This is a genomic window from Micromonospora sp. WMMA2032 (genome assembly GCF_002688545.1).
Lineage (GTDB): Bacteria > Actinomycetota > Actinomycetes > Mycobacteriales > Micromonosporaceae > Micromonospora > Micromonospora sediminicola.
In genome coordinates, this window is the sequence record NZ_CP024052.1 from 2,656,098 (window position 1) to 2,677,087 (window position 20,990).

The window sequence follows — 20,990 nt, forward strand, 5'->3', positions numbered from 1 at the left end:
GTGTCCGCGCGTCGCAGCACGGATCGGACCGTCGTTTGTGTTATTCGCCTCAGAAGGGATGCCCGATGGCGTCGCCGGAGATCGAGGACGGTCCGGACGGTCCCCTGGCCGGACACCCGCGGGCGTTGCGGCCGTTGACCGGCGAGCTGATCGCCGCCGTGCTGACCCACCGGGGGTACGCGGTGGCCGAGGAGCCCGACGGCGCGCTGGCCGGTCGCTGGGAGCGGGCCCTGATCTGGTTCCACCGCCGGGGCGAGGCCGGTGAGCTGCTCCAGGTCCGCACCGTCGCCACGTACCGGTTCGGCATCGAGCGGGTGCCCGACCTGCACGCGTTCTGCAACACCTGGAACCACGACCGGCTGTGGCCGAAGGCGTACGTGCACGTCGCCGACGACGGGTCGGCCCAGGTCTGCGGCGAGGTCACCACCGACCTGGAACGCGGGGTCACCCCGCACCAGCTCGACCGGCTCGTCGAATGCGGCGTCACCACCGGCTGCCAGCTCGCCGACGCGGTCGCCGCGCTGCCCGGCGGGTCGGTCCGGTGACGACCGCCCGCGACCGGGGGCTGGCCGCCGCGCTCGCCGACGCCCGGGACCGGCCCGACGGTGAGGAACGCTGCGCCGAGCTGGAGCGGATCGCCGCCCGGGCCGACGCCACCGGCGACCCGCGTACCGCCCTGTCGGCCCGGTTCGCGCTGGTCGAGGCGTACCTGCACCTGGGCGAGCGGTGGCGGACGGTGGAGCCGGTGCGCCGCATGCGGGCCACGCTGGCCCGGCATCCCGGCCTGCTCGACGCCCACCCTGACGAGACGACGCGGCTGCGCCGGCACCAGCGGCAGGCGGTGGAGGCGCTCTTCGGCACCCCCCGGGTCGGCCTGGACCAGGCCCGCTCCCTGCTGGACACGCTCGCCACCGAGGTGGGTGAGGACGCGGAGGCGGTCGCCGAACTGCGCTGCCGGCTGGCCGACCACCTCGGCGACGAGCCGGCCGCCCGGCGCGCCTACGCACGCTGGTCGGCCGGCGACGGCGCGGACCCGGTGGGTGGCTGCCCCGGCTGCGCCCCGGCCCGGCGGGCCGAGCTGCTGGCCGGTTGGGGCGAGCCGGAGGATGCCCTGGCCGCGCTCGGTCCGGCCTTCGCTCCGGACTGCACCGACCAGCCCGAACGGGGTCTCGTCGCGGGCCTGTTGCCGTGGCTGCGCACCGGCGCGCAGGTGCGGGCGGGCCGGGCGCACGTGCGCGCCTACCGTCGGCACCGCCGGGAGCGGGCCGCGTTCCCGCTGCTCGCCACGCACCTGCGGTTCTGTGCGCTCGGCGGGCACCTGCACCGGGGGCTGGAGGTGCTGGCCGAGCAACTGCCCCGGCTGGACCGGCCCGCGGACGACCTGTCCGCGATGGAGTTCGCGGCGGCCGGCGCGCTGCTGTGCGGGCTGGCCGCCGAGGCCGGCCTCGGCGGGCGGCGGATCCACCGCCCCGGGCACGGTTCCCGACCTGCCGCCGAGGTCGACGTGGCGACGTTGGGCGGGCAGCTCCAGGCGTTGGCCACCGCGTTGGCCGGCAGCTTCGACGCCCGCAACGGAACCGGGCACCAGTCCGGCCGGATCGCCTCCTGGCTGGCCGAGCGACCACTCGCCGCGCCGGTGCCGCTGCCCGCCGAGAGCGAGTTCGACGAGGACCCGGAGGCCGACCCGGCCGAGCCCGCACCGCCCGGGCCGGAGGAGCCGGCCCCGCTGGACGCGGCGCTGCTGACCGGCGCGCTCGACGCGCGGGGCGAGCCGTACACGGTCGAACCGGACGGCGCCCTGGCCGGACGCTGGGGTGAGGCGACGATCCAGTTCCGCCGGCTCGGCGAGGTGCTGCACGCCCGGGTGACGGCGGCCCGCCGGCTGCCGGCCGACCGTCGGGCCGAGGCGTACGCGTTCTGCAACGCCTGGAACCACGACCGGCTGCTGCCCGCCGCCTACGTGCACGAGCCCGGCGACGGGACGCTGGTGCTGGCCGCCGGCGTCTCCACCGACCTGTCCTGCGGCGTGGCCCCGGCCCAGCTCGCCGTGCTGGTGGCCGCCACGATCCGCACCGGCGCCGCGTACGCCGACGCGGTCGCCGCGTTGCGCCCCTGACACGGCGCGACCTCCGACCACCGGGCGGTGGTGATCGGGGGTCGCGGTCCCGGGGCCGACGGCGGCGTCAGCGGGCGGAGAACGCCAGGGTGTACGCGCCGGAGCCGGACAACCCGACGACCCGGTAGCGGTAGGCGCCGGCCGGGGTGTCGGCGGTCAGCCGGGCGATCCCGTCCGCGCCGTCCGCGCGGGCCACGGTGCGGAACGCGCCGCCGGTGAAGCGTTGCAGCTCCACCACCACCCGGGCGCCGTCCGGCACGGCGACGCAGGCCTCCTGCGCGCCACCGGCCACCCGGAAGAAGCGGCCGTCCGGCTGCACCTGGGCGCGCCCGGCGGTGATCCGGCCGGTCCGGCTCACCTGGCCGGTGCACTCGGTGTCGGCGGCCGGCGGCGCGGGCGGTGCGCTGACCGGCGGCGCGGTCTGCCCGCCACCGGCCGGCGGCTCGGCGGGCGCCTGCTGGCCGCCGGCGGTGACCAGGGTCAGGTTGTTGCGCTGGAGGATCTCGTTGACCGGCTGGAAGAACGTGACCCCGCCCCGGGTGCAGTCGCCGGACCCCCCGGAGGTGACACCCTGCGCCTGGTCTCCGGAGAGCCACGCGCCCCCGGAGTCGCCCGGTTCGGCGCAGACGTTCGTCCGGGTCAGCCCGGTGACCGTCCCCTCCGGGTAGTTGACCGTGGCGTTCTTGGCCTGGACCACGCCGCAGCGGGTGCCGGTGGTGGAGCCGGACCGGCAGATCGAGGCGCCGACCGGGGCCTCGGTGGAGCCGTTCACCGCCACCGTGCCGCCGTTGAAGTCGTTCACCACGCCCTGCGGCGTCCAGTCGCCGTTGACCTCGACCACCGCCCAGTCGTCACCCGGGAACGAGGACGCGGAGAACGTGCCCTGGGCGACCCGGTTCGACCCGGTGGTGCGGTCCCCCGGCCGGCCGCAGTGCCCGGCGGTGACGAAGCCGCCGACCACCGAGAACCCGACCGAGCAGCGGCCGGCGTTGTTGATGAAGAACGCGTCGCCGCCCCGCACGTCGAACAACGGTCGGGGGGCCTCGTCGGCGGTCCGCACCCGGACCGTGGCGCCGTCCGCCCCGCCGGCGGCGGCGAGCCGGCGGCCGGCCGCCTCCGCGCCCGGTCGGGCGAGCACCACGACGGAGTTGCTGGCCACGTCGACGTACCAGCCGGCGATGTCCGGGCCGGCGTCCGCGCCGGCCGCGTCGAGGCGGGTCTTCACCGCGTCCAGCTCGGCGACGCCACGCGCGACCCGCTTCGGCACCGCGCCGGCCGCGGTCACCCGGGCCTCGGCGGCCGGGTCGGCCACCGCCACGGTGAGCGTGGCGCCGTCGGCGCTGAGCCAGCTGCCGCCGTAGTCGGCGCCGAGTTCGGTGCGCAGCCGGGTGACCGTGCCGGCCGCCCAGCGTTCGGTGCGCAGCCGGCGTACCGCCTGGTCGCGGGTGAGCGAGAGATCGCGGCCCAGCGCGTCCAGGACCTCCGGGGCCACGCCGTCGGCGGCCGGGGCGGCCCTCCGGGGTCCCTCACCGGCGAACGACGGCAGGGTCACCGCCGCCGTCAACCCGGCCGCCGCCACCAGTACGCCGATGGCTGTCATCCGTCTGCGGTCCATCCGCCACGCTCCTCCCGACCGGCGCAGGGGCACGCCGGCCGACCGGGAGTACGGAGACGGACGCCGATCGGTTGAGCAGGGGCAAGCGGTTTCGACGCAGCGTGTCGGGGCGTACCCGGAAAGCGACGACGCCGGCCCACCGCGGACGGTGGGCCGGCGCTCGGGCGCGGTCGGTCAGACCTCGACGACGGTCGGGACGATCATCGGGCGGCGCCGGTACGCGTCGTTGACCCAGCGGCCCACCGTGCGGCGGACGATCTGCTGGAGCTGGTGCGGGTCGGTGATGCCGTCCGCGGCGGCCCGGTTCAGCGCCTCGGTGACCAGCGGGATCACCGGGTTGAACGCGGCCGGGTCCTCGGAGAAGCCCTTCGCCGAGACGGTCGGCCCGGCGACCACCTTGCCGGTGACCGAGTCGACCACCACGGTGGTGGCGATGAAGCCGCCGTCGCCGAGGATCCGCCGCTCGGTCAGCAGCGACTCGCTGACGTCGCCCACGGCGAGGCCGTCGACGTAGACGTAGCGGCTCTTCACCCGCCCGACCAGGCTGGCCCGGCCCTCGACCAGGTCGACCACGTCGCCGTCCTCGCAGAGCACGACCCGGTCCGGCGCGACGCCGGACTCGATGCCGAGCCGGGCGTGCGCGCGCAGGTGCCGCCACTCGCCGTGCACCGGCATCAGGTTGCTCGGGCGGACGACGTTGAGCAGGTAGAGCAGCTCGCCCGCCGGGGCGTGACCGGAGACGTGCACCTTGGCCACGTCCTTGTGCACCACCACGGCGCCGGCCCGGGCCAGCCGGTTGATCACCCGGTAGACCGAGGTCTCGTTGCCCGGCACCAGGGAGGAGGCCAGCACCACGGTGTCGCCGGGCGCGATCGTGATGTGCCGGTGGTCGCCGCTGGCCATCCGGCCCAGCGCGCTCATCGGCTCGCCCTGCGAGCCGGTGGACATGAGCACGATCTGCTCGGGCGGCAGGTTGGTGGCCTCCTCGATGCCGACCACCAGGCCGGGTGGGATGTTGAGCAGGCCCAGGTCGCGGGCGATGCCCATGTTGCGGACCATGGACCGGCCGATCAGCGCGACCTTGCGGCCGTGCTCGACGGCCGAGTCGAAGACCTGCTGCACCCGGTGCACGTGCGAGGCGAACGAGGCGACGATGATCCGCCCCTTGGCCTTCGCGAAGATCGAGTCGAGCACCGGCCCGATCTCCCGCTCCGGCGTGACGAACCCGGGGATCTCCGCGTTCGTCGAGTCGGAGAGCAGCAGGTCGACGCCCTCGGCGCCGAGCCGGGCGAACCCGGCCAGGTCGGTGATCCGCCCGTCCAGCGGGAGCTGGTCCATCTTGAAGTCGCCGGTGTGCAGCACCAGGCCGGCCGGGGTGCGGATGGCCACCGCCAGCGCGTCCGGGATCGAGTGGTTCACCGCGAAGAACTCGCACTCGAACGGGCCCAGCCGTTCCCGGCCGCCCTCCCGCACGGTCAGCGTGTACGGCTGGATCCGCCGCTCGGCCAGCTTCGCCTCGACCAGCGCGAGGGTGAACTGGGAACCCACCAGCGGGATGTCCGGCTTGTGGGCGAGCAGGTACGGCACCGCGCCGATGTGGTCCTCGTGGCCGTGCGTGAGCACGATCGCCTGCACGTCGGCCAGCCGGTCCAGGATCGGCCCGAAGTCGGGCAGGATCAGGTCCACGCCGGGCTGCTCGACGTCGGGGAAGAGCACCCCGCAGTCGACGATGAGCAGCTTGCCGTCGTACTCGAAGACGGTCATGTTCCGGCCGATGGCGCCGAGTCCGCCGAGCGGGATGATCCGCAGGCCGCCCTCCGGCAGCGGCGGGGGCAGCTCACCCTCGATGTGCGCCTCGGTCACGCGTCACCTCATTCTGCGACGCCGCCGTGCGGCGTCCGTCGTGTCGTTGAATCATTCGGGCAGGGGCAGGCCCGCCGCGGCGCAGTCGGCGCGCAGCTGGGCCAGTTCGTCGCCGGTGGCCTCGACCAGCGGCGGTCGTACCGGGCCGGACGGCAGGCCCTGGGCCGCCAGTCCGGCCTTGACCAGGATGGTGCCCTGGGTGCGGAAGATGCCGGTGTAGAGCGGCAGGAGCCGCCGGTGCAGGGCGAGTGCCCCGGCCGTGTCACCGGCCTCGAACGCCTCGATCATCTGCTTCGTACCCACCCCGGTGAAGTGGGTGGAGGTGCCGACCACGCCGACCGCGCCGACGGCCAGGGCGGGCAGGGTCAGCGCGTCCTCGCCGCTGTAGAACGCGAGGTCGCTGCGGGCCAGCACCCAGGAGGTGGCGGTGAGGTCGCCCTTGGCGTCCTTGACCGCCACGATCCGGCCGTGCTCGGACAGCTTCACCAGCGTGTCGGTGGCGATCGCGACACCGGAGCGGTGCGGGATGTCGTAGAGCATGACCGGCAGCCCGGTGGCGTCCGCGACGGTGGTGAAGTGGCGCAGCAGCCCGGCCTGCGGCGGCTTGTTGTAGTAGGGCGTGACCACGAGCAGACCGTGCGCGCCGGCCTTCTCGGCCTGCGCGGCCAGCTCGACGGTGTGCCGGGTGTCGTTGGTGCCCACCCCGGCGACGATGCGGGCCCGGTCGCCGACCGCCTCGACGACCGCGCGGATCAGCGTCTCCTTCTCCGCGTCGGTCGTGGTCGGGGACTCGCCCGTGGTGCCGTTGAGCACCAGCGCGTCGTTGCCCTGCTCGTCGACGAGGTAGCGGGCCAGCCGGGCGGCGCCGTCGAGGTCGAGCGCCCCGTCCGGGGTGAACGGGGTCACCATGGCCGTGATCACTCGCCCGAACGGGCGCGACGGGCCCCGCTCCGGGGCGGCAGGGTGGTCGTGCGTCATGTTCACAACCTAGCGGACGACCACCGGTGGCCCGGCGGCGAAGGGCGACGACTCACTCGGCGTGCGGCGACGCCGCCACCTCGGTGCCGTCCGGCAGCGTGGAGATCACGAAGTCGGCGAAGACGTTCGGCGCGACGCCCTGGAGCTGCCGCAGGCACTCGACCGCCAGCTCGCGGATCTCCACGTCGGCGTGCTCGGTGGCGCGCATCTTGACGAAGTGCCGCCAGGCCCGGTAGTTGCCGGTCACCACGATCCGGGTCTCGGTCGCGTTCGGCAGCACGGCCCGGGCCGCCTGGCGGGCCTGCTTACGGCGCAGCGTCGGGTTGGGCTCGTCGGTGAAGCGGGCCTCCAGCCCCTCCAGCAACTCGGTGTACGCCCGCACCGCCGCCTCGGACGCCTCGACGAACTTCTTGTGCAGCTCGGGGTCGTCGGCGATCACCGCCGGCTCGACCATCGCCGCGTCCCGCTCGGGGACGTAGCGCTGGGAGAGCTGCGAGTAGGAGAAGTGCCGGTGCCGGATCAGCTCGTGGGTGAACGAGCGGGAGACGCCGCTGAAGTAGAAGCTCACCGAGCCGTGCTCCAGCACGCTCAGGTGGCCGACGTCCAGGATGTGCGCCAGGTAGCCGGCGTTCGTCGCGGTGGCCGGGTTCGGCTTCTTCCAGCTCTGGTAGCAGGCCCGGCCGGCGAACTCGGCGAGGGCCTGACCGCCGTCGGCGTCGGTCGACCACGGCACGTCGTCCGGCGCCTGGAACTGGGTCCACGCGATCAGTTTGACCTGGGGCTGCACCATCTCCGGCATGCCGAGGACTGTAGTTGCCCGGCCCTCGTCGTGGAAATCGGGCACGCGGCCGACCAGCACCGGGCCGGCGGCCCGTGGCCAAGGTCTCGCCCGGCGCGGTGTTCCCCCCGCATCGCCTGTCGAGCTGAGTCGCCGGTGACATCTCCGGCTCCGGCTCCGGCTCCGGCTCCGGCTCCGGCTCCGGCTCCGGCTCCGGCTCCGGCTCCGGCTCCGGCTCCGGCTCCGGCTCCGAGATCTTGGTACGAAAAGGCCCCTGGGAGGGCCGTTTCGTACCAAGATCTTCGGGGTTCCCGACGGGTGGAACGACCTTCCCGGGTGGCGGGAGGAATTCGGTCACGAGCGCCGGCCGGCGCGGACGCCGGTGCAAGTGCCGGTACCGGAGCCGGTGCAAGTGCCGGGCCAGGGCCGGTGGGCCTAGCGGAGCGGGGCGCACGGTGGCAGGAACGACTCAACTCCCAAGGCGTCCGGGAGCGGGTCGTGGGCAGAACGGGCGGCGCCCGCCACCTCCGCACCCGTGGTGCAGCGGTCAGACGTAGAGCGAGGGGAACGGTGCCCACGGCAGGTTGCGGACCACCGAGAAGACCGCCCAGGCGGCCAGGAAACCACCGATCACCTTGGGGCTGAACCGCGGCTCGGGCAGCCGCCACCCGAACGCCCGGTTGCCGGCCCAGGCGGCGAAGAGCCAGGCCAGGAACGGCAGCGCGAAGACGAAGAGGAAGTGGTGCCGGGCGGCGGCCGGCAGGTCGCCGTGCAGCACGTACCAGAGGGCGCGGGTGCCGCCGCACCCCGGGCAGTCCAGCCCGGTGGTGAGCTTGAGCAGGCAGGTCGGCCGGGCGTCCGGGTCGCTCTGGGTCGGGTCGCTGATCAGCGCGTATGCCATGCCGAGGCCGACGCAGCCCAGCGCCGCCAGCGGCACCGCCCAGCGCGGGGCGCGGGCGTGCAGGCGCAGCACCATCCGGGTGAACCGGTCGGGCTCGACCGGCGGATAGGGGTGGTGCGGGTGCGGGTGCGTCTCCGGGTGCGGGTCGGGAACGGTGGCAGGCCGGTCAACGCTCGTCACGCGCTCACCGTACACCCGCCACGCCCACCAACGCGGCGGCGAGCGGCGCGGCCAGGTCACCGGCGGCCGGCGGGGCGACCGCGTCCAGGCCGAGCCAGCCGGCGAGCCGGTAGAGCTCGGCGGCGAGCGCCACCGCCGTCTCCCCCGGGTCGGCGCCCGGCTCCACCCAGGCGGCCGGCACCAGCAGCGCGCCGGCCTTCCGGTCGGCCTTGAGGTCGACCCGTGCGGTGAAGCGCTCACCCTGGCGGAACGGCAGCACGTAGTAGCCGTGGACCCGCTGCGGCGCCGGCACGTAGATCTCGATCCGGTAGGTGAAGCCGAACAGCCGCTCGGTGCGGCCCCGCTCCCAGACCAACGGGTCGAACGGGCTGACCAGCGTGTTGCCCCGCACCCAGCGGGGCAGCCGGGCGTCGGCGTGCAGGTAGGCCGGATGCCGCCAGCCCTGGACCGTGACCGGGGTCAGCTCGCCCGCCTCGACCAGCTCGGCGACCGCGCGCCGGGCCCCGGCGACCGGCAGCCGGAAGTAGTCGCGCAGCTCCGGCTCGGCGGCGACGCCGAGCGACCGGGCCGCGATCGACACCAGGGTGCGGTGCGCGTCGGCGTCGGTGGGGGTGGGCGCGTCCAGCACGGCGGCCGGCAGCACCCGCTCGGGCAGGTCGTAGCGGCGGGCGAAGGAGTTGGTGCGGTCGGCCGCGGTGACCTCGCCGGCCCAGAAGAGAAACTCCAACGCCCGTTTCACGGCGGACCAGTTCCAGCCCCAGTTGCCGGTCTCACGCGGCGCGTCGTGCTCGATCTCGGCGGCGGTGAGCGGCCCTCGGGCGGCCACCTCGTCGCGCACCCACGCCACCAGCTCGGGCTGCTCCTCGGCGATCCGGCGCATGCCGCCCCAGGCCTCGTCGCGCGCCTTGGCCATCCGCCAGCGCAGCGCCGGGTGCAGCCGCACCGGGACCAGCGACGCCTCGTGCGCCCAGTATTCGAACAGCTCCCGCGGACGGCGGTAGGCCGCGGTGTCGAGCAGGGCGGTCGGGTAGGGCCCGAGGCGGCTGTAGAGCGGCAGGTAGTGCGCGCGTTGCAGCACGTTGACCGAGTCCATCTGGATCAGCCCGACCCGGTCGAGCACCCGGCGCAGGTGTCGTCGGGTGGGCACGCCGGCGGGCGCCGGGTCGGCGAAGCCCTGGGCGGCCAGGGCGATCCGCCGGGCCTGGGCGAGGGAGAGCGATTCCGGTACGGCCATCGTCGGCGACCCTAATCCAGCCCTCCGACATCACCCGGGAGCGGCGGCTGGACTGTTCGCCCGTCGGGGCATAGAACGGACAGGTGCTCACCATCCGCCGGGAGGAGCCGGACGACGCCGAGGCGATCGCCCGGGTGCACATCCACGGCTGGCAGACCGGCTACGCCGGGATCATGCCCGACGAGGTGCTGAACCGGCTCAACCCGCGCGCCTGGGCGCAGCGGCGTCGCGACCTCGGCACCGCCGACCCGGACCACCCGTTCACCACGCTGGTCGCCGAGGACGACGGCCTGGTCGCCGGGTTCACCACGTTCGGGCCGTACCGGAACAACCAGGACCGCGGCGACCTGGATCCGGCGCACGGCGAGCTGCTGGCGATCTACCTGGAGCCGGCGTACTGGGGTTCGGGCGTCGGTCGGACGCTGCTCACGGCGGCACGCGCCGGCCTGGCCGAGCGGGGCTGGACCGGCTACCGGCTCTGGGTGCTCGCCGACAACGCGCGGGCCCGCCGCTTCTACGAGCGGGCCGGGCACTCACCGGACGGCGAGGAGTCCGCCTATCCGGTGCCGCTGGCCGGCGGACGCACCCCGGTCCTGCTCCGCGAGCTGCGCTACACCGCCCGGCTCGACGACTGACCCCGCCGGCCCGTCGGAACGCACCGGCGTCGCCCGACGCCGGATCGGCAGGCCGAGCAGCAGCGCCAGGCTGATCCAGACGTACGTGTTGCTGCCCAGGAAGCCGTCCACCCCGGTGAAGTCCTTCTCCCAGGACCAGACGATCCGGCTGCACAGCAGCGCGTACCCGACCAGCGCGGCGGCCAGCAGCAGACGGCGGCGCCGGCCGCGCGCCGCCATGCCGTTGTCGACCAGCAGGATCAGCCCCGGCAGCAGCCAGACCAGGTGGTGCACCCAGGTCACCGGGCTGACCAGGCACATCACCGCGCCGGTCAGGGCCAGGCCGGTGGCCTCGTCGCCGGCGGCCACCGCCCGCCGGCACCGCCAACCCCAGATCACCAGCGTCACGAGTACGAGCAGCAGCCAGGCGATCGTGCTCGGGTGCTGCGGGTCCAGCCGGGCGACCACCCCACGCAGCGACTGGTTGGAGACGAAGGCCAACTCACCGACCCGGTCGGTGTTCCACAGCGCCTCGGTCCAGAACTCCCGGGAGGCGTCCGGGAACAGACCGGCCGCCACCACCGTGGCCACGGCGGCGGTGCCCACCGCGGTCGCGGCGGCCCGCCAGCGGCCGGTGACCAGCAGGTAGACGATGAAGATGCCCGGCGTCAGCTTGATCGCGGTGGCCAGTCCGATGCCCACGCCGGCCCAGCGGTTGCGCGCCGGCAGCAGCCGGAGCAGGTCCACCGCCACCAGGAAGAGCAGCAGCATGTTGACCTGGCCGAAGTTGACCGTCTCGCGCATCGGCTCGTACGCGGCGGCCAGGCAGAGCGCCACCGCGAGGGTGAACCAGCGGGTCCAGCCGGACCGGCGGGCCACCGGGTCCAGCAGCCACCAGATGACCACGGCGCTGACCAGCACCGTCGCGGTCACGCTCACCACGATCGCGGCGTTCCACGGCAGGTACGCCATGGGCAGCATGACCAGCGCGGCGAACGGCGGGTAGGTGAAGCCGTACTGGGTGCCGGCCTTGAGGAAGTCGTAGATCTCCCCGCCGTCGTGCACCCAGAAGGTCAACGCCCCGTAGTAGACGTTGAGGTCGAAGAAGCCGTGCCGCACCGCCGCCACGGAGAGGAACACGGTGACCGCCGCGGCGAGCGCCGCCACGGCGACGACCTGCGCGATCGTCCGCCCGGCACCCTGCGCCACCGTCACCCTCCTCGCCCTGCGTAGGCTCACGTGCCATGGCTGCAGGCTACGTCCGCCCCGCGCGTCCCGAGGACGTCGCCGAGATCGCACGCATCCAGCTCGCGACCTGGCGGGTCGCGTACCGCCGGATCCTGCCCCGGCACGTGCTCGACAACCTGGACGAGGCGTACCTGGCCCGGCGGTGGAGCGCGGCGGTGCAGGAGCCGCCCTCGGGCGCGCACCGGGTGCTGGTCGCCGTCGAACAGGCCGCGCAATCCTATCTGGTGGGGTTCGCCGCCTCCGGTCCGGCCGACGCCGAGGCGCTCGCCCCGGGCGAGCCGGCCGACGCCCTCGCCTCGGGCGTGGTGGCGGTGACCGACCTGCTGGTCGAGCCCCGCTGGGGCCGGCGGGGGCACGGCAGCCGGCTGCTCGCCGCCGCCGTCGAGCACTGGCGTACCGACGGCTTCACCCGCGCGGTGGCCTGGGCGTTCGACGCCGACGCGGCGACCCGGGCGTTCCTCGGCTCGACCGGCTGGGAGCCGGACGGCGCGACCCGGGCGCTGGACGTGGACGACATGCTGGTCCCCCAGCTCCGGCTGCACGTGGCCGTTCCCGACGAGGCGGCGACGGACCCGGAGGGTTCTCCCGCCGACCGATGAGTTTCCGCCCCGGCACCGGTCCGACCCTGGTAGGCACGACACAGGCCAGAGTGAGGAGCGGATCATGTTCGGCGACACGAAGGCGTTCAGCGGGTTCTCGGTGGACGACCCGGACCGGGCGCAGCGCTTCTACGCCGACGTGCTGGGGCTGCGGGTCTCCCGGGACGACGACATGGGCGGGATCCTGACGCTGCATCTGGCCGGCGACCGGCCGGTGCTCGTCTACCCGAAGCCCGACCACCGTCCGGCCAGCTACACCGTGCTCAACTTCCCCGTCGCCGACGTCGACCGGGCGGTCGACGAGCTGGTCGCGCGTGGCGTACGGCTGGAGCGGTACGACGGCATGCCGCAGGACGACAAGGGGATCATGCGCGGCAACGGGCCCACCATCGCCTGGTTCACCGATCCGGCCGGCAACGTCATGTCGGTCATCGAGGCGAGCTGAGCCGGCGCGCTGGCGGTCCCGGCACGGGGCGGGACCGCCAGCGCGGATCAGCCCTTGTCCGCGCCCTCGTTGGCGCCGCGCACGAAGTAGCGCTGGAAGATGACGAAGAGCACCGCCACCGGGATGGTGGCCAGCAGCGCCGCGCCGAGCTTCAGCGGATACTGGGTGCCCTTGCCGAGCGAGCCGCTGACCAGGTCGGCCAGCCCGCGCGGCAGCGTGAACAGGTCCGGGTCCTGGACCGACACGAGGCTGTGCGGGAACTCGTTCCAGGAGCCCTGGAACGACAGGATGGTCAGCGTGATCAGCGCCGGCCGGGCCATCGGCAGCACCACCGACCAGAACGTGCGGAAGACCCCGGCGCCGTCGATCCGGGCCGCCTCCTCGACGCTGACCGGGATCGACTCGAAGAACTGCTTCATGATGAACACGCCCGCCGCGTCGGCGAGCAGCGGCACGATCAGGCCGGCGTAACTGTCGTAGAGGCCGATCTGCTTGAGCACCAGGAACTTCGGGATCAGCAGCACCACGCCCGGCACCGCCATCACCGCGATGACGGCGGCGAACAGCCCGGCCCGGCCCCGGAACCGCAGCCGGGCCAGCGCGTAGCCGGCGAGCGAGTCGAAGAACACCCGGCCGAGCGTGACCAGCACGGTGACCAGCAGCGAGTTGCCGAGCCAGAGCGGGAAGTTGGTGCCGGAGAAGATCCGCTCGAAGCCGGCCAGCGTGAGCGGGTCGGGGAACGGCGACAGCGGGTTGGCCGCCGCGTCCGGCTCGGTCTTGAGCGAGTTGCCGAGCTGGATCACGAACGGGTAGAGGAAGACCAGCCCGAAGAAGATCAGGACCGCGTACCCGAGGACGCGGTTGACCCGGGCGCGCGTCCCGCGGTCGCCGCGGCGGGCGACGGGCGCCGGCCGGTCGGTCAGCACGGCCATGTCAGGACCCCTCCGGTACGCGTCGACGCCACCACCGGCCGCGCCGGGGACCGTCCCGGTCGGCCATCAGCCGGCGCTGGAACAGGGTGAGCAGGATGATGATCAGGAACAGCACGAACGAGATGGCCGCGCCGGAGCCGTAGTCGAAGTCCCGGAACGCGGTCCGGTACGACAGGTACGCCGGGGTGAGCGTGGTCTTGGCCGGGTCGCCCTGGCTCATCACGTACACCTGGTCGAAGACCTGCCAGGAGCCGATCAGTCCCAGGGTGACCACGAGGAACGTGGTGGGCTTGATCAGCGGCAGGGTGACGTAGCGGAAGCGCTGCCAGCGGCTGGCGCCGTCGAGCGTGCTGGCCTCGTCCAGCGCCACCGGCACGTTCTGCAGGGCGGCCAGGTACATCAGCATGAACGTGCCCGAGGTGGTCCAGATGACCAGGCAGATGATCGACGTCATGGCCACGCTCGGCCCGGAGAGCCAGTCCCACCAGGTCAGCCCGAGCGGGCCGCCGGAGGTGAGCGCGGCCGGCGGCTCGTTCATCCCGAACGCGCCGAACAGAAGGTGCAGCACGCCCCGACCGTCGGCGAACCACTCGGGGCCGTCGATGCCGAGCAGGCCGAGCAGCCGGTTGACCGCGCCGGAGTTGGCGAACAGGAAGAGGAACACCACGCTGATCGCCACCGAGCTGGTGACCGACGGGAAGTAGAAGGCGCTGCGGAAGAAGCCCTTCCCCTTGAGCAGCCGGTTGTTCACCACCAGGGCGAGACCGAGGGCGAGCACGGTCTGCACCGGCACGACGATCCCGACGTAGTAGATGTTGTTGCGGATGGCGGTCATGAAGTCGCGGCGGGCGAGCCCGTCCTCGGTGAACAGCCGCGAGTAGTTGTCGCCGCCGACGAACGGCACGTCGCCGGTGAACGGGCTGCCCTGGCCGTTCCAGTCGGTGAGGCTCACCCAGAGCGCCATCAGGATCGGCAGCAGCAGGAAGAGCCCGAGGATCACGATCACCGGCGCGACGAAGAGCCAGCCGGCGAGGTTCTCGTTGCCGCGGATACCGCCGCGGCGGCGGCGCGGCGGGCCGGCCGAGGCGGTGCCCGGCGCGGCGAGCGTGTCCGTTGCCACTCCCTCTCCCTTCTCGGGGGAGGTGAAAGGAAGGGCCCCCTCTTAACACCCGTCTGTTAACAAGGGCCCCTCCTTACACCTCAGCCGCCGAGCGCCGCCTTGGCGTTCTTGTCGAAGTTGGCCAGGATGGTCTTCGGGTCGCCGGTGGCCAGGCCCTGCAGGCCGGCCTCCAGGTCACGCAGCACGCTGTCCATCTTCGGCGCGTTCACCGGGCCCTGGGCGTACGCGACGCCGTCGATGAACGGCTTGTCGGCCGGGAAGGCGCTGGTGTACTGGCCGCTCACGGACTGGCGGGACGGCATCACGCCGAACGCCTTGGCGAACGCCATCTGCTGGTCGCCGGCGGTCATCGCCTCGACGAACTTGATCGCCTGCTCCTTGTACTTGGACTTGGCGGCGATGCCCCAGCACTGGGTGAAGGAGAGCGTGCCCTGGCCCTTGGGACCGGCCGGCAGCGGGACGACCTTGTACTTCACGTTCGGGAAGTCGTTCTGCAGGGCGCCCTTGATCCAGTTGCCCTCGATGGTCATCACGGCCTTGCCCTTGCCGAACGCCTCACCGGACCAACCGGAGTCGAGCTGCTTGGGGAACTTCGCGTAGCCGTTGGCGAGCAGCGACTTGACGTACTGGAGGGCCTGGAGGTTCTCCGGGGTGTCGGCGGTCGGCTGCTTGCCGTCGGCGCTCATCAACCAGCCGCCGTTCTGCACCAGGAACGCGCCGATGCGGTCCCGGGTGTCGCCGAGCGCGAGCGCCACCTGGCCCTTCGCCTTGATCTTCTGGCTGACGGCGGTGAGCTGGTCCCAGGTGGTCGGCACGTCCGCGTCGGTCAGCCCGGCCTTGGTCCACAGGTCGGTGTTGATCTGGAGCGCCAGCGTGGAGAAGTCCTTCGGCGCGCAGTAGAGCTTGCCGTCGTAGGTGAACGCGGTGCGCAGGCTCTCGTAGAAGTCGTCGGTGTTGCTCACCTTGTCGCCGTACGGCTCCAGCGCCCCGACGCTGGCGAAGTCGGCGAACCGGGTGGCGTCGACGTAGAAGACGTCCGGCGGGGTGCCACCGGCGAGCGCCTGGCCGAGCTGCTGGGTGAGGTCCTGGGCGGGGGTGACGGTGGCGGTGTTGCCGGAGGAGCCGGCCCACTTCGCGGCGGCCTCCTGCACGGCCTTGGTCTCGGCGTCACCGGAGGAGCCGATCAGGATCTGCAGGCTGGCCGGGCCGCTGGACTGCTTGGTGTCTCCGGCCGAGTCGTCGAAGCCGCTGCCGCAGGCGGCGGAGCCGAGCAGCGCGACGGCGGCGACGCCCGCCAGCGCGGCCCGGGTGAACGTGCGAGGTGTCATCTGATTCTCCTGGTGGGGGATGGGATCACGCCGTGTGCCGGAGCACCAGCGAGGGACTCAGCAGCAGCTGGGGGTCGCGCTGCTGCCCGTCGAGCAGCCCGGTGAGCAGCTCGACGCAGCGGGCGGCGGCCTCACCGAGCGGTTGGCTGACGCTGCTCAGCCCGACCGCGGCGGCCACCGGGGTGTCGTCGAAACCGACGACGGCGACGTCGGTCGCCGTCTCGCGCGCGGCCTGCCACGCGCCGAGCGCCAGCGAGTCGCTGGCGCAGACCACCGCGGTCGGCGGCGCGTCGAGGGCGAGCAACGCGCGCAATTCGCGCGCCCCCTCGGCGATGCCGTCCTCGGTGGCGCGGTCCACCGCGGCGCCGTCCAGGCCGACCTCCGCCATGGTGGTACGCCAGCCGGCGCGCCGGTCGTCGCCGACCCCCGAGCCGGCGGGCCAGCCGAGGAAGGCGATCCGGCGGTGGCCGGCGGTGAGCAGGTGTCGGGTGGCCTGAGCGGTGCCGGCGGCGCCGTCCACGTCGACCCAGGGGTGGGCGTCCGGTGCGTCCCAGGGCCGGCCGAAGGTCACGAACGGCACCTCGCGCTCGGCCAGCCACGCGGTACGCGGGTCGCCGTGCTTGGTGCCGGTGAGCACGAACGCGTCCAGGTCGTACGCGCCGAGCAGGGCGTCGTAGGTGGCGATCTCCTGGTCGTCGTCGCGGGCGGTGTAGAGCAGGACCCGGTAGCCGCCGGCGTCGGCGGTCTCGGTGAGGCCGTGCAGGAAGCGGTCGAGCACCGAGCCGTTGATGCCGTCCCGGGTGGGTTCGATGCGGACGGCGATGAGCCGGGACCGGCCGGTCCGCATCTGCCGGGCGGCCTGGTTGGCCCGGTAGCCGAGCGCCGCGATCGCCTCCCGCACCCGCTGCCGGGTGTCCTCGCGGACGATGTGCGGCGCGTTGAGCACGTTGGAGACGGTCTGCCGGCTGACCTGGGCGTGCCGGGCCACCGTCGCGATGGTTACCTTTTCTCCCACGAAATCCCTCTCACCGCCTTGAACGATCCAATCCCGATGGGGCAGGATTAGAACGTTCAAAGTTTCTGGAATGTTTCGCACTTTGCACCGGCCGCGGTCATCTGTCAAGACGTCCGTCGCCACCGATCAGCACCAGGAGTCCCCTCGTGACCGAACGCCACCTCCAACCGCTGCTGCACGACCTGGTCGGCGTGGTGCACGCCCCCACGAGCGCGCTCGGCGACGCGGCCGGTCAGCTCCGGCCGCACGGCGTCCAGGGCGTCTTCCACGCCGACGCCCGGGTGCTCTCCCGCGCCGAGCTGCGCCTCGACGACCGCGAGCCGGAGTCGATCGGCGGCGGTGCGGTCGGCCCGCACGGCGCCCGCTTCGTCGGCCTGGCCCGCTGGCTCGGCGACCCCACCCCCGACCCCACCGTCCGGGTCGACCGCATCCGGCAGGCCGGCGCGCGCGGTCTGACCGAGGAGATCGTCGTGACGTCCACCGCCGCCGAGCCGGTGCGCACCACGGTCACCGTCGACCTGGCCTGCGACCTCGCCCCGGTCGAGCAGGTCAAGGCCGGCCACGCCGGCCGGCCGCTGGAGGCCAAGGCCGGGGAGCCGGGCCGGGTGCAGTGGGCCGCCGACGGCCTCACCGTGACCGTGACCGGCGCGGACGCCACCGTGGACGCCGCCGGCGAACACGCCGTCGCGCCGCGCCTGAGCTGGCCGGTCACCGTCGACCCGGGCGCCTCGGTCACGCTGCGCTGGCGGCTCGACGTCGCCGACCCACGGGCCGTGGTGAGCGCCGCGCCGGCCGCCGCGAGCTGGGCCGAGCCACGGGTCGACGCCGACGACCGCCGCCTGCTGCGGCTGCTCGACCGGTCCCTGGCCGACCTGCGCGGGCTGCGGCTGGCCGAGCCGGCGCACCCGGAGGACGTCTTCCTCGGCGCCGGCGTGCCCTGGTTCCTCACCCTGTTCGGCCGGGACAGCCTCTGGGCCGCCCGGATGATGCTGCCGCTCGGCACCGACCTGGCCGCCGGCACGCTGCGGGTGCTGGCCCGACGGCAGGGCACCCGGGTCGACCCGGCCACCGGCGAGCAGCCCGGCAAGATCCTGCACGAGCTGCGCCGCCACGAGCTGTCCTTCGACAACGGGATGCGGCTGCCTCCCGCCTACTACGGCACCGTCGACGCGACCATGCTCTGGGTCGGGCTGCTGCACGACGCCTGGCGCTGGGGCCTGCCCGCCGACCAGGTCGAGCCGCTGCTGCCGCATCTGGAGGCGGCGCTGCGCTGGCTCGACGAGCACGCCGACGCCGACGGCGACGGCTTCGTCGAGTACATCGACACCACCGGCCACGGCCTGGCCAACCAGGGCTGGAAGGACTCCGGCGACGCGGTGCGCTTCCGGGACGCCCGGCTGGCCGCGCCGCCGATCGTGCTGGCCGAGGTGCAGGGGTACGCGCACCAGGCCGCGACGAACGGCGCCGACCTGCTGGACGCGTTCGGCCGCCCGGGCGCGGACCGCTGGCGCGGCTACGCCGACCGGCTCGCCGAGCGGTTCCGCGCCGCGTTCTGGGTGGACGGCCGCCACGGCCCCCAGCCGGCGCTGGCGCTGGACCGGGACAAGCGCCCGGTGGACTCACTGACCAGCAACATCGGCCACCTGCTCGGCACCGGCCTGCTGTCGGACGCCGAGTCGGCACAGGTCGCGGCGCTGCTCTCCACCGAGGCGCTGGCCGGCGGCTTCGGCCTGCGCACCATGTCCACCGACGACGCCGGGTTCAGCCCGCTGTCCTACCACTGCGGGTCGATCTGGGCCCACGACACCGCGATCGTGCTCGCCGGGCTGGCCCGCGCCGGGCACCGCGCGGCCGCGCTGCGGCTCGCCGACGGTCTGCTCGCCGCCGCCGAGGCGTTCGACTACCGCCTCCCCGAGCTGTACGGCGGGGACGACCGGTCGGCCCTCGGTCGACCCGTGCCGTACCCGGCGGCCTGCCGTCCGCAGGCCTGGTCGGCGGCGGCGGCCGTGCTGCTGCTCCAGGCCGGCCTGGGCGTCTACCCGGACGTGCCGAACGGCCGCGTCGACCTGCGCCCGTTGGCCGGCCCCGAGCTGGGCGCGCTGAGCGCGGCCGGCCTGCGGATCGCCGGCTCCCCGGTCACGGTCTCGGTCGACCACACCGGCCACCCCACCCTGACCGACCTCCCCGCCACCCTGCACATCCCCACCCCCGGTCCCCCTCCGAAGCCCCTCTCCCCCGCCCCTGACCTCCCAGCAGCCTCGCCGCGCCGGGCCCCGCCCCACCTCGTTGATCATGAAGTTGGCGGCAGTTTCGATCTCCCCACCGCCGCCAACTTCATGCCCGCCCGGCCCGCCGGCCCGTCCGGCGGGGAGGGGCGGCGATCAAGGGGTTTGCGTCGGGCGGGCTGGCGGGTTCTGACGCGAACTCCTTGATCACCGGCGGGAGGGCGACGGGCGGTGTGGGGTGGGGTGGGGTGGGGGAGGTCAGGGGGTGGGGAGTTCGGCCACCAGTTCGTCGTCCTCCATGTCGCCGGTGGGGTGGAAGCCCAGGGAGGTGTAGAGGGCGGCGGCGGGGGCGTTGTCCGGGTGGTAACTGAGGCGGATCGGCTGGCCGGCCTCGGCCAACCAGGCCGTGAGCGTCCGCACCGTGGCGCGGCCCAGCCCCCGGCCCTGCTCGGCGGCGTCGATCACCATGCCGCCGATCCACCGTGAGCCGTCATCGTCCACGCCCCACATGACGTGTCCCACCACGACGTCGTCGGCACACACGGCGAGCGAGTTCCACACGTCCGAGTGCATGGTGAGCAGCAGGTAGCGGGCGGCCAACGCCGCGACGAAGGTGCGCTGGTCGTCACGGGGCGCCACGTCCGCCACCGCCCGCCAGTTGTCGTCGTCCACCGGCCGCAGGGTCACCCGGCGGCCGAGCCGGTCGTGCTCTCCAGAGTCGATCATGGCGGTCAGCCTAGGGTCGGTCCCACCCGCCGGCCATCGGTTTCGCCGATATCGCGCCCCGACCGGCGGCCAGTGGACCGGCGGCGGTCGACCCACCGGCCCCGGGTCGGGACGGTCAGTCGGTCGGGGCGAGTGCGGCGCGGTCGAGGTACGGTCGCGGGTCGCCGGCGCCGAGGTCGGTGACGCCGGCGCTGTGCAGGGCGCCGATGGCCAGGGTGCGACGGACCGCGGCGAAAGTGATCACGTGGCCGATGGTGCCGCCCAGCGTGTGGGTGGTCGGGGGCGTGCAGGTGGTGTCGACGAAGGTGTCCGCCAGCGTACCGGCGGACAGGGTCGTGGCCACGAAGGCCCGCCAGTCACGGCCGGCCACCGCGTGCCGGGCGGCCAGCCCGGTCATCGACCGGTCGCTCTCGTCGGGCCACTCGCCGCCGCGCAGCGCCGCGAGCCAGTGCTCCTCCTGGGTGACCATCGCGTTGATCAGGGAGCGGAGCGTCGGCTGCTCGTCGATCGTCTCCACGGACACGGTGACGGGGCGGTCGAGCACCCGGTCGTCCAGGCGGCCGGCGCGGTCGATGATGGCGCCGAGTGTCTCGACGTGGTGGTCGACCAGGTGTTGGAGCACGTTCATCGGGGTCTCCTGACGTGCCGCCGGCAGCCGCAGGCCGCCGGGCGGTTGGAAGTGGACGCCGCTGGGGCAGGGCAGCTCCAGCTCGCGGAAGGTCAGCGGTGGGCGCCGCCGGACGGCGGTCGGGGCGAGGCCGTAGGACCGCTGGAAGGCGCGGGTGAACGCCTCGTGCGAGCCGTACCCGGCCTCGACGGCGATGTCGAGGACGGTCCGGCCGCTGGTGGTGAGCCGGTGCGCCGCACGTTCCAGGAGCAGCCGGCGGCGCAGAGCGCCCGGCGGTTCCCCGGTGGCCGCGGCGACCAACCGGTCGAAGTGGAACCGGGACAGGTGGGCCCGGGCGGCCAGGCCGCCCGGGCTCGCCGCCGGATCGTCGAGCGCGGCCTGGAGGACGTCCAGGAGGCCGGTGAGTCCGTCGTTCCGGTTCATGCGCTCAGCCTGCACCCGCCGC

General features: G+C 73.9%; 19 protein-coding genes. 6 read left to right on the forward strand and 13 right to left on the reverse strand.

Annotated features, from left to right (window positions below; all coding sequences use genetic code 11):
* Positions 1 to 65 precede the first annotated feature (65 nt).
* Both CO540_RS11670 and CO540_RS11675 read left to right on the forward strand, forming a co-directional pair.
* Entirely contained in the window at positions 66 to 545 is a 480-nt protein-coding gene (locus CO540_RS11670) for a YbjN domain-containing protein (RefSeq protein ID WP_099162050.1), read from the forward strand.
* Entirely contained in the window at positions 476 to 2,116 is a 1,641-nt protein-coding gene (locus CO540_RS11675; protein ID WP_172967832.1) for a YbjN domain-containing protein, read from the forward strand. The genes CO540_RS11670 and CO540_RS11675 overlap by 70 nt, the downstream gene beginning before the upstream one ends.
* Before the next feature lie 67 nt (positions 2,117 to 2,183).
* Here the strand turns inward: CO540_RS11675 and CO540_RS11680 are convergent, their stop codons facing one another.
* From CO540_RS11680 to CO540_RS11710, 6 genes are all read right to left on the reverse strand, one after another.
* Positions 2,184 to 3,731 carry a S1 family peptidase gene (locus CO540_RS11680; protein ID WP_099162052.1) on the reverse strand — a complete coding sequence of 516 codons (1,548 nt, stop codon included), beginning with the start codon at positions 3,729 to 3,731 and terminating at the stop codon, positions 2,184 to 2,186.
* Positions 3,732 to 3,905: 174 nt separating this feature from the next.
* A complete protein-coding gene (locus CO540_RS11685) occupies positions 3,906 to 5,594 on the reverse strand; it encodes a ribonuclease J (RefSeq protein ID WP_099162053.1) in 1,689 nt (562 codons plus the stop codon).
* A 51-nt stretch (positions 5,595 to 5,645) separates the two neighbouring features.
* The gene (gene dapA / locus CO540_RS11690) at positions 5,646 to 6,572 is read right to left on the reverse strand and encodes a 4-hydroxy-tetrahydrodipicolinate synthase (RefSeq protein WP_099162054.1); all 927 of its coding nucleotides are present in this window, start codon (positions 6,570 to 6,572) and stop codon (positions 5,646 to 5,648) included.
* Positions 6,573 to 6,624: 52 nt separating this feature from the next.
* Positions 6,625 to 7,362, reverse strand: a complete 738-nt coding sequence (gene thyX, locus CO540_RS11695) for an FAD-dependent thymidylate synthase (protein WP_091579874.1) — start codon at positions 7,360 to 7,362, stop codon at positions 6,625 to 6,627.
* 535 nt (positions 7,363 to 7,897) lie between these two features.
* The gene (locus tag CO540_RS11705) at positions 7,898 to 8,446 is read right to left on the reverse strand and encodes a DUF2752 domain-containing protein (RefSeq protein ID WP_099164718.1); all 549 of its coding nucleotides are present in this window, start codon (positions 8,444 to 8,446) and stop codon (positions 7,898 to 7,900) included.
* Positions 8,436 to 9,665 carry a winged helix-turn-helix domain-containing protein gene (locus CO540_RS11710; RefSeq protein WP_099162056.1) on the reverse strand — a complete coding sequence of 410 codons (1,230 nt, stop codon included), beginning with the start codon at positions 9,663 to 9,665 and terminating at the stop codon, positions 8,436 to 8,438. Before CO540_RS11710 ends, CO540_RS11705 begins: the two co-directional genes overlap by 11 nt.
* Before the next feature lie 83 nt (positions 9,666 to 9,748).
* On the opposite strand from CO540_RS11710, the gene CO540_RS11715 reads away from it, so the two are divergent.
* A complete protein-coding gene (locus tag CO540_RS11715; protein ID WP_099162057.1) occupies positions 9,749 to 10,300 on the forward strand; it encodes a GNAT family N-acetyltransferase in 552 nt (183 codons plus the stop codon).
* Here CO540_RS11715 and CO540_RS11720 read toward each other — a convergent pair.
* Entirely contained in the window at positions 10,199 to 11,488 is a 1,290-nt protein-coding gene (locus CO540_RS11720) for a glycosyltransferase family 87 protein (protein WP_099164719.1), read from the reverse strand. The two genes, CO540_RS11715 and CO540_RS11720, sit on opposite strands and share 102 nt — an antisense overlap.
* A gap of 35 nt (positions 11,489 to 11,523) precedes the next feature.
* Between CO540_RS11720 and CO540_RS11725 the strand changes: the two genes are divergently transcribed.
* Together CO540_RS11725 and CO540_RS11730 are read left to right on the forward strand one after the other, a co-directional pair.
* Positions 11,524 to 12,126 carry a GNAT family N-acetyltransferase gene (locus tag CO540_RS11725; RefSeq protein WP_099162058.1) on the forward strand — a complete coding sequence of 201 codons (603 nt, stop codon included), beginning with the start codon at positions 11,524 to 11,526 and terminating at the stop codon, positions 12,124 to 12,126.
* 64 nt (positions 12,127 to 12,190) lie between these two features.
* Positions 12,191 to 12,571, forward strand: coding sequence for a VOC family protein (locus tag CO540_RS11730; protein ID WP_099162059.1), 381 nt, complete (start codon positions 12,191 to 12,193; stop codon positions 12,569 to 12,571).
* A gap of 47 nt (positions 12,572 to 12,618) precedes the next feature.
* Here the strand turns inward: CO540_RS11730 and CO540_RS11735 are convergent, their stop codons facing one another.
* The 4 genes from CO540_RS11735 to CO540_RS11750 form a co-directional block, all read right to left on the reverse strand.
* Positions 12,619 to 13,503 (reverse strand): carbohydrate ABC transporter permease, encoded by an 885-nt coding sequence (locus CO540_RS11735; RefSeq protein WP_091579895.1) that lies wholly within the window; start codon positions 13,501 to 13,503, stop codon positions 12,619 to 12,621.
* Between the two features lies 1 nt (position 13,504).
* Complete coding sequence (locus CO540_RS11740; protein WP_099162060.1) at positions 13,505 to 14,623, reverse strand: carbohydrate ABC transporter permease; 1,119 nt, start codon at positions 14,621 to 14,623, stop codon at positions 13,505 to 13,507.
* A gap of 80 nt (positions 14,624 to 14,703) precedes the next feature.
* Complete coding sequence (locus CO540_RS11745) at positions 14,704 to 15,951, reverse strand: extracellular solute-binding protein (RefSeq protein WP_099162061.1); 1,248 nt, start codon at positions 15,949 to 15,951, stop codon at positions 14,704 to 14,706.
* Positions 15,952 to 15,976: 25 nt separating this feature from the next.
* On the reverse strand, positions 15,977 to 16,966 hold the full coding sequence (locus CO540_RS11750) for a LacI family DNA-binding transcriptional regulator (protein WP_099162062.1): 990 nt from the start codon (positions 16,964 to 16,966) through the stop codon (positions 15,977 to 15,979).
* A gap of 146 nt (positions 16,967 to 17,112) precedes the next feature.
* Between CO540_RS11750 and CO540_RS11755 the strand changes: the two genes are divergently transcribed.
* Complete coding sequence (locus CO540_RS11755) at positions 17,113 to 19,398, forward strand: glycogen debranching N-terminal domain-containing protein (protein ID WP_099162063.1); 2,286 nt, start codon at positions 17,113 to 17,115, stop codon at positions 19,396 to 19,398.
* A gap of 51 nt (positions 19,399 to 19,449) precedes the next feature.
* Here the strand turns inward: CO540_RS11755 and CO540_RS31140 are convergent, their stop codons facing one another.
* On the reverse strand, positions 19,450 to 19,917 hold the full coding sequence (locus CO540_RS31140) for a GNAT family N-acetyltransferase (protein WP_099162064.1): 468 nt from the start codon (positions 19,915 to 19,917) through the stop codon (positions 19,450 to 19,452).
* Between the two features lie 115 nt (positions 19,918 to 20,032).
* Positions 20,033 to 20,968: a helix-turn-helix domain-containing protein gene (locus CO540_RS11765; RefSeq protein ID WP_099162065.1), complete on the reverse strand. Its 936-nt coding sequence runs from the start codon at positions 20,966 to 20,968 to the stop codon at positions 20,033 to 20,035.
* Positions 20,969 to 20,990 lie beyond the last annotated feature (22 nt).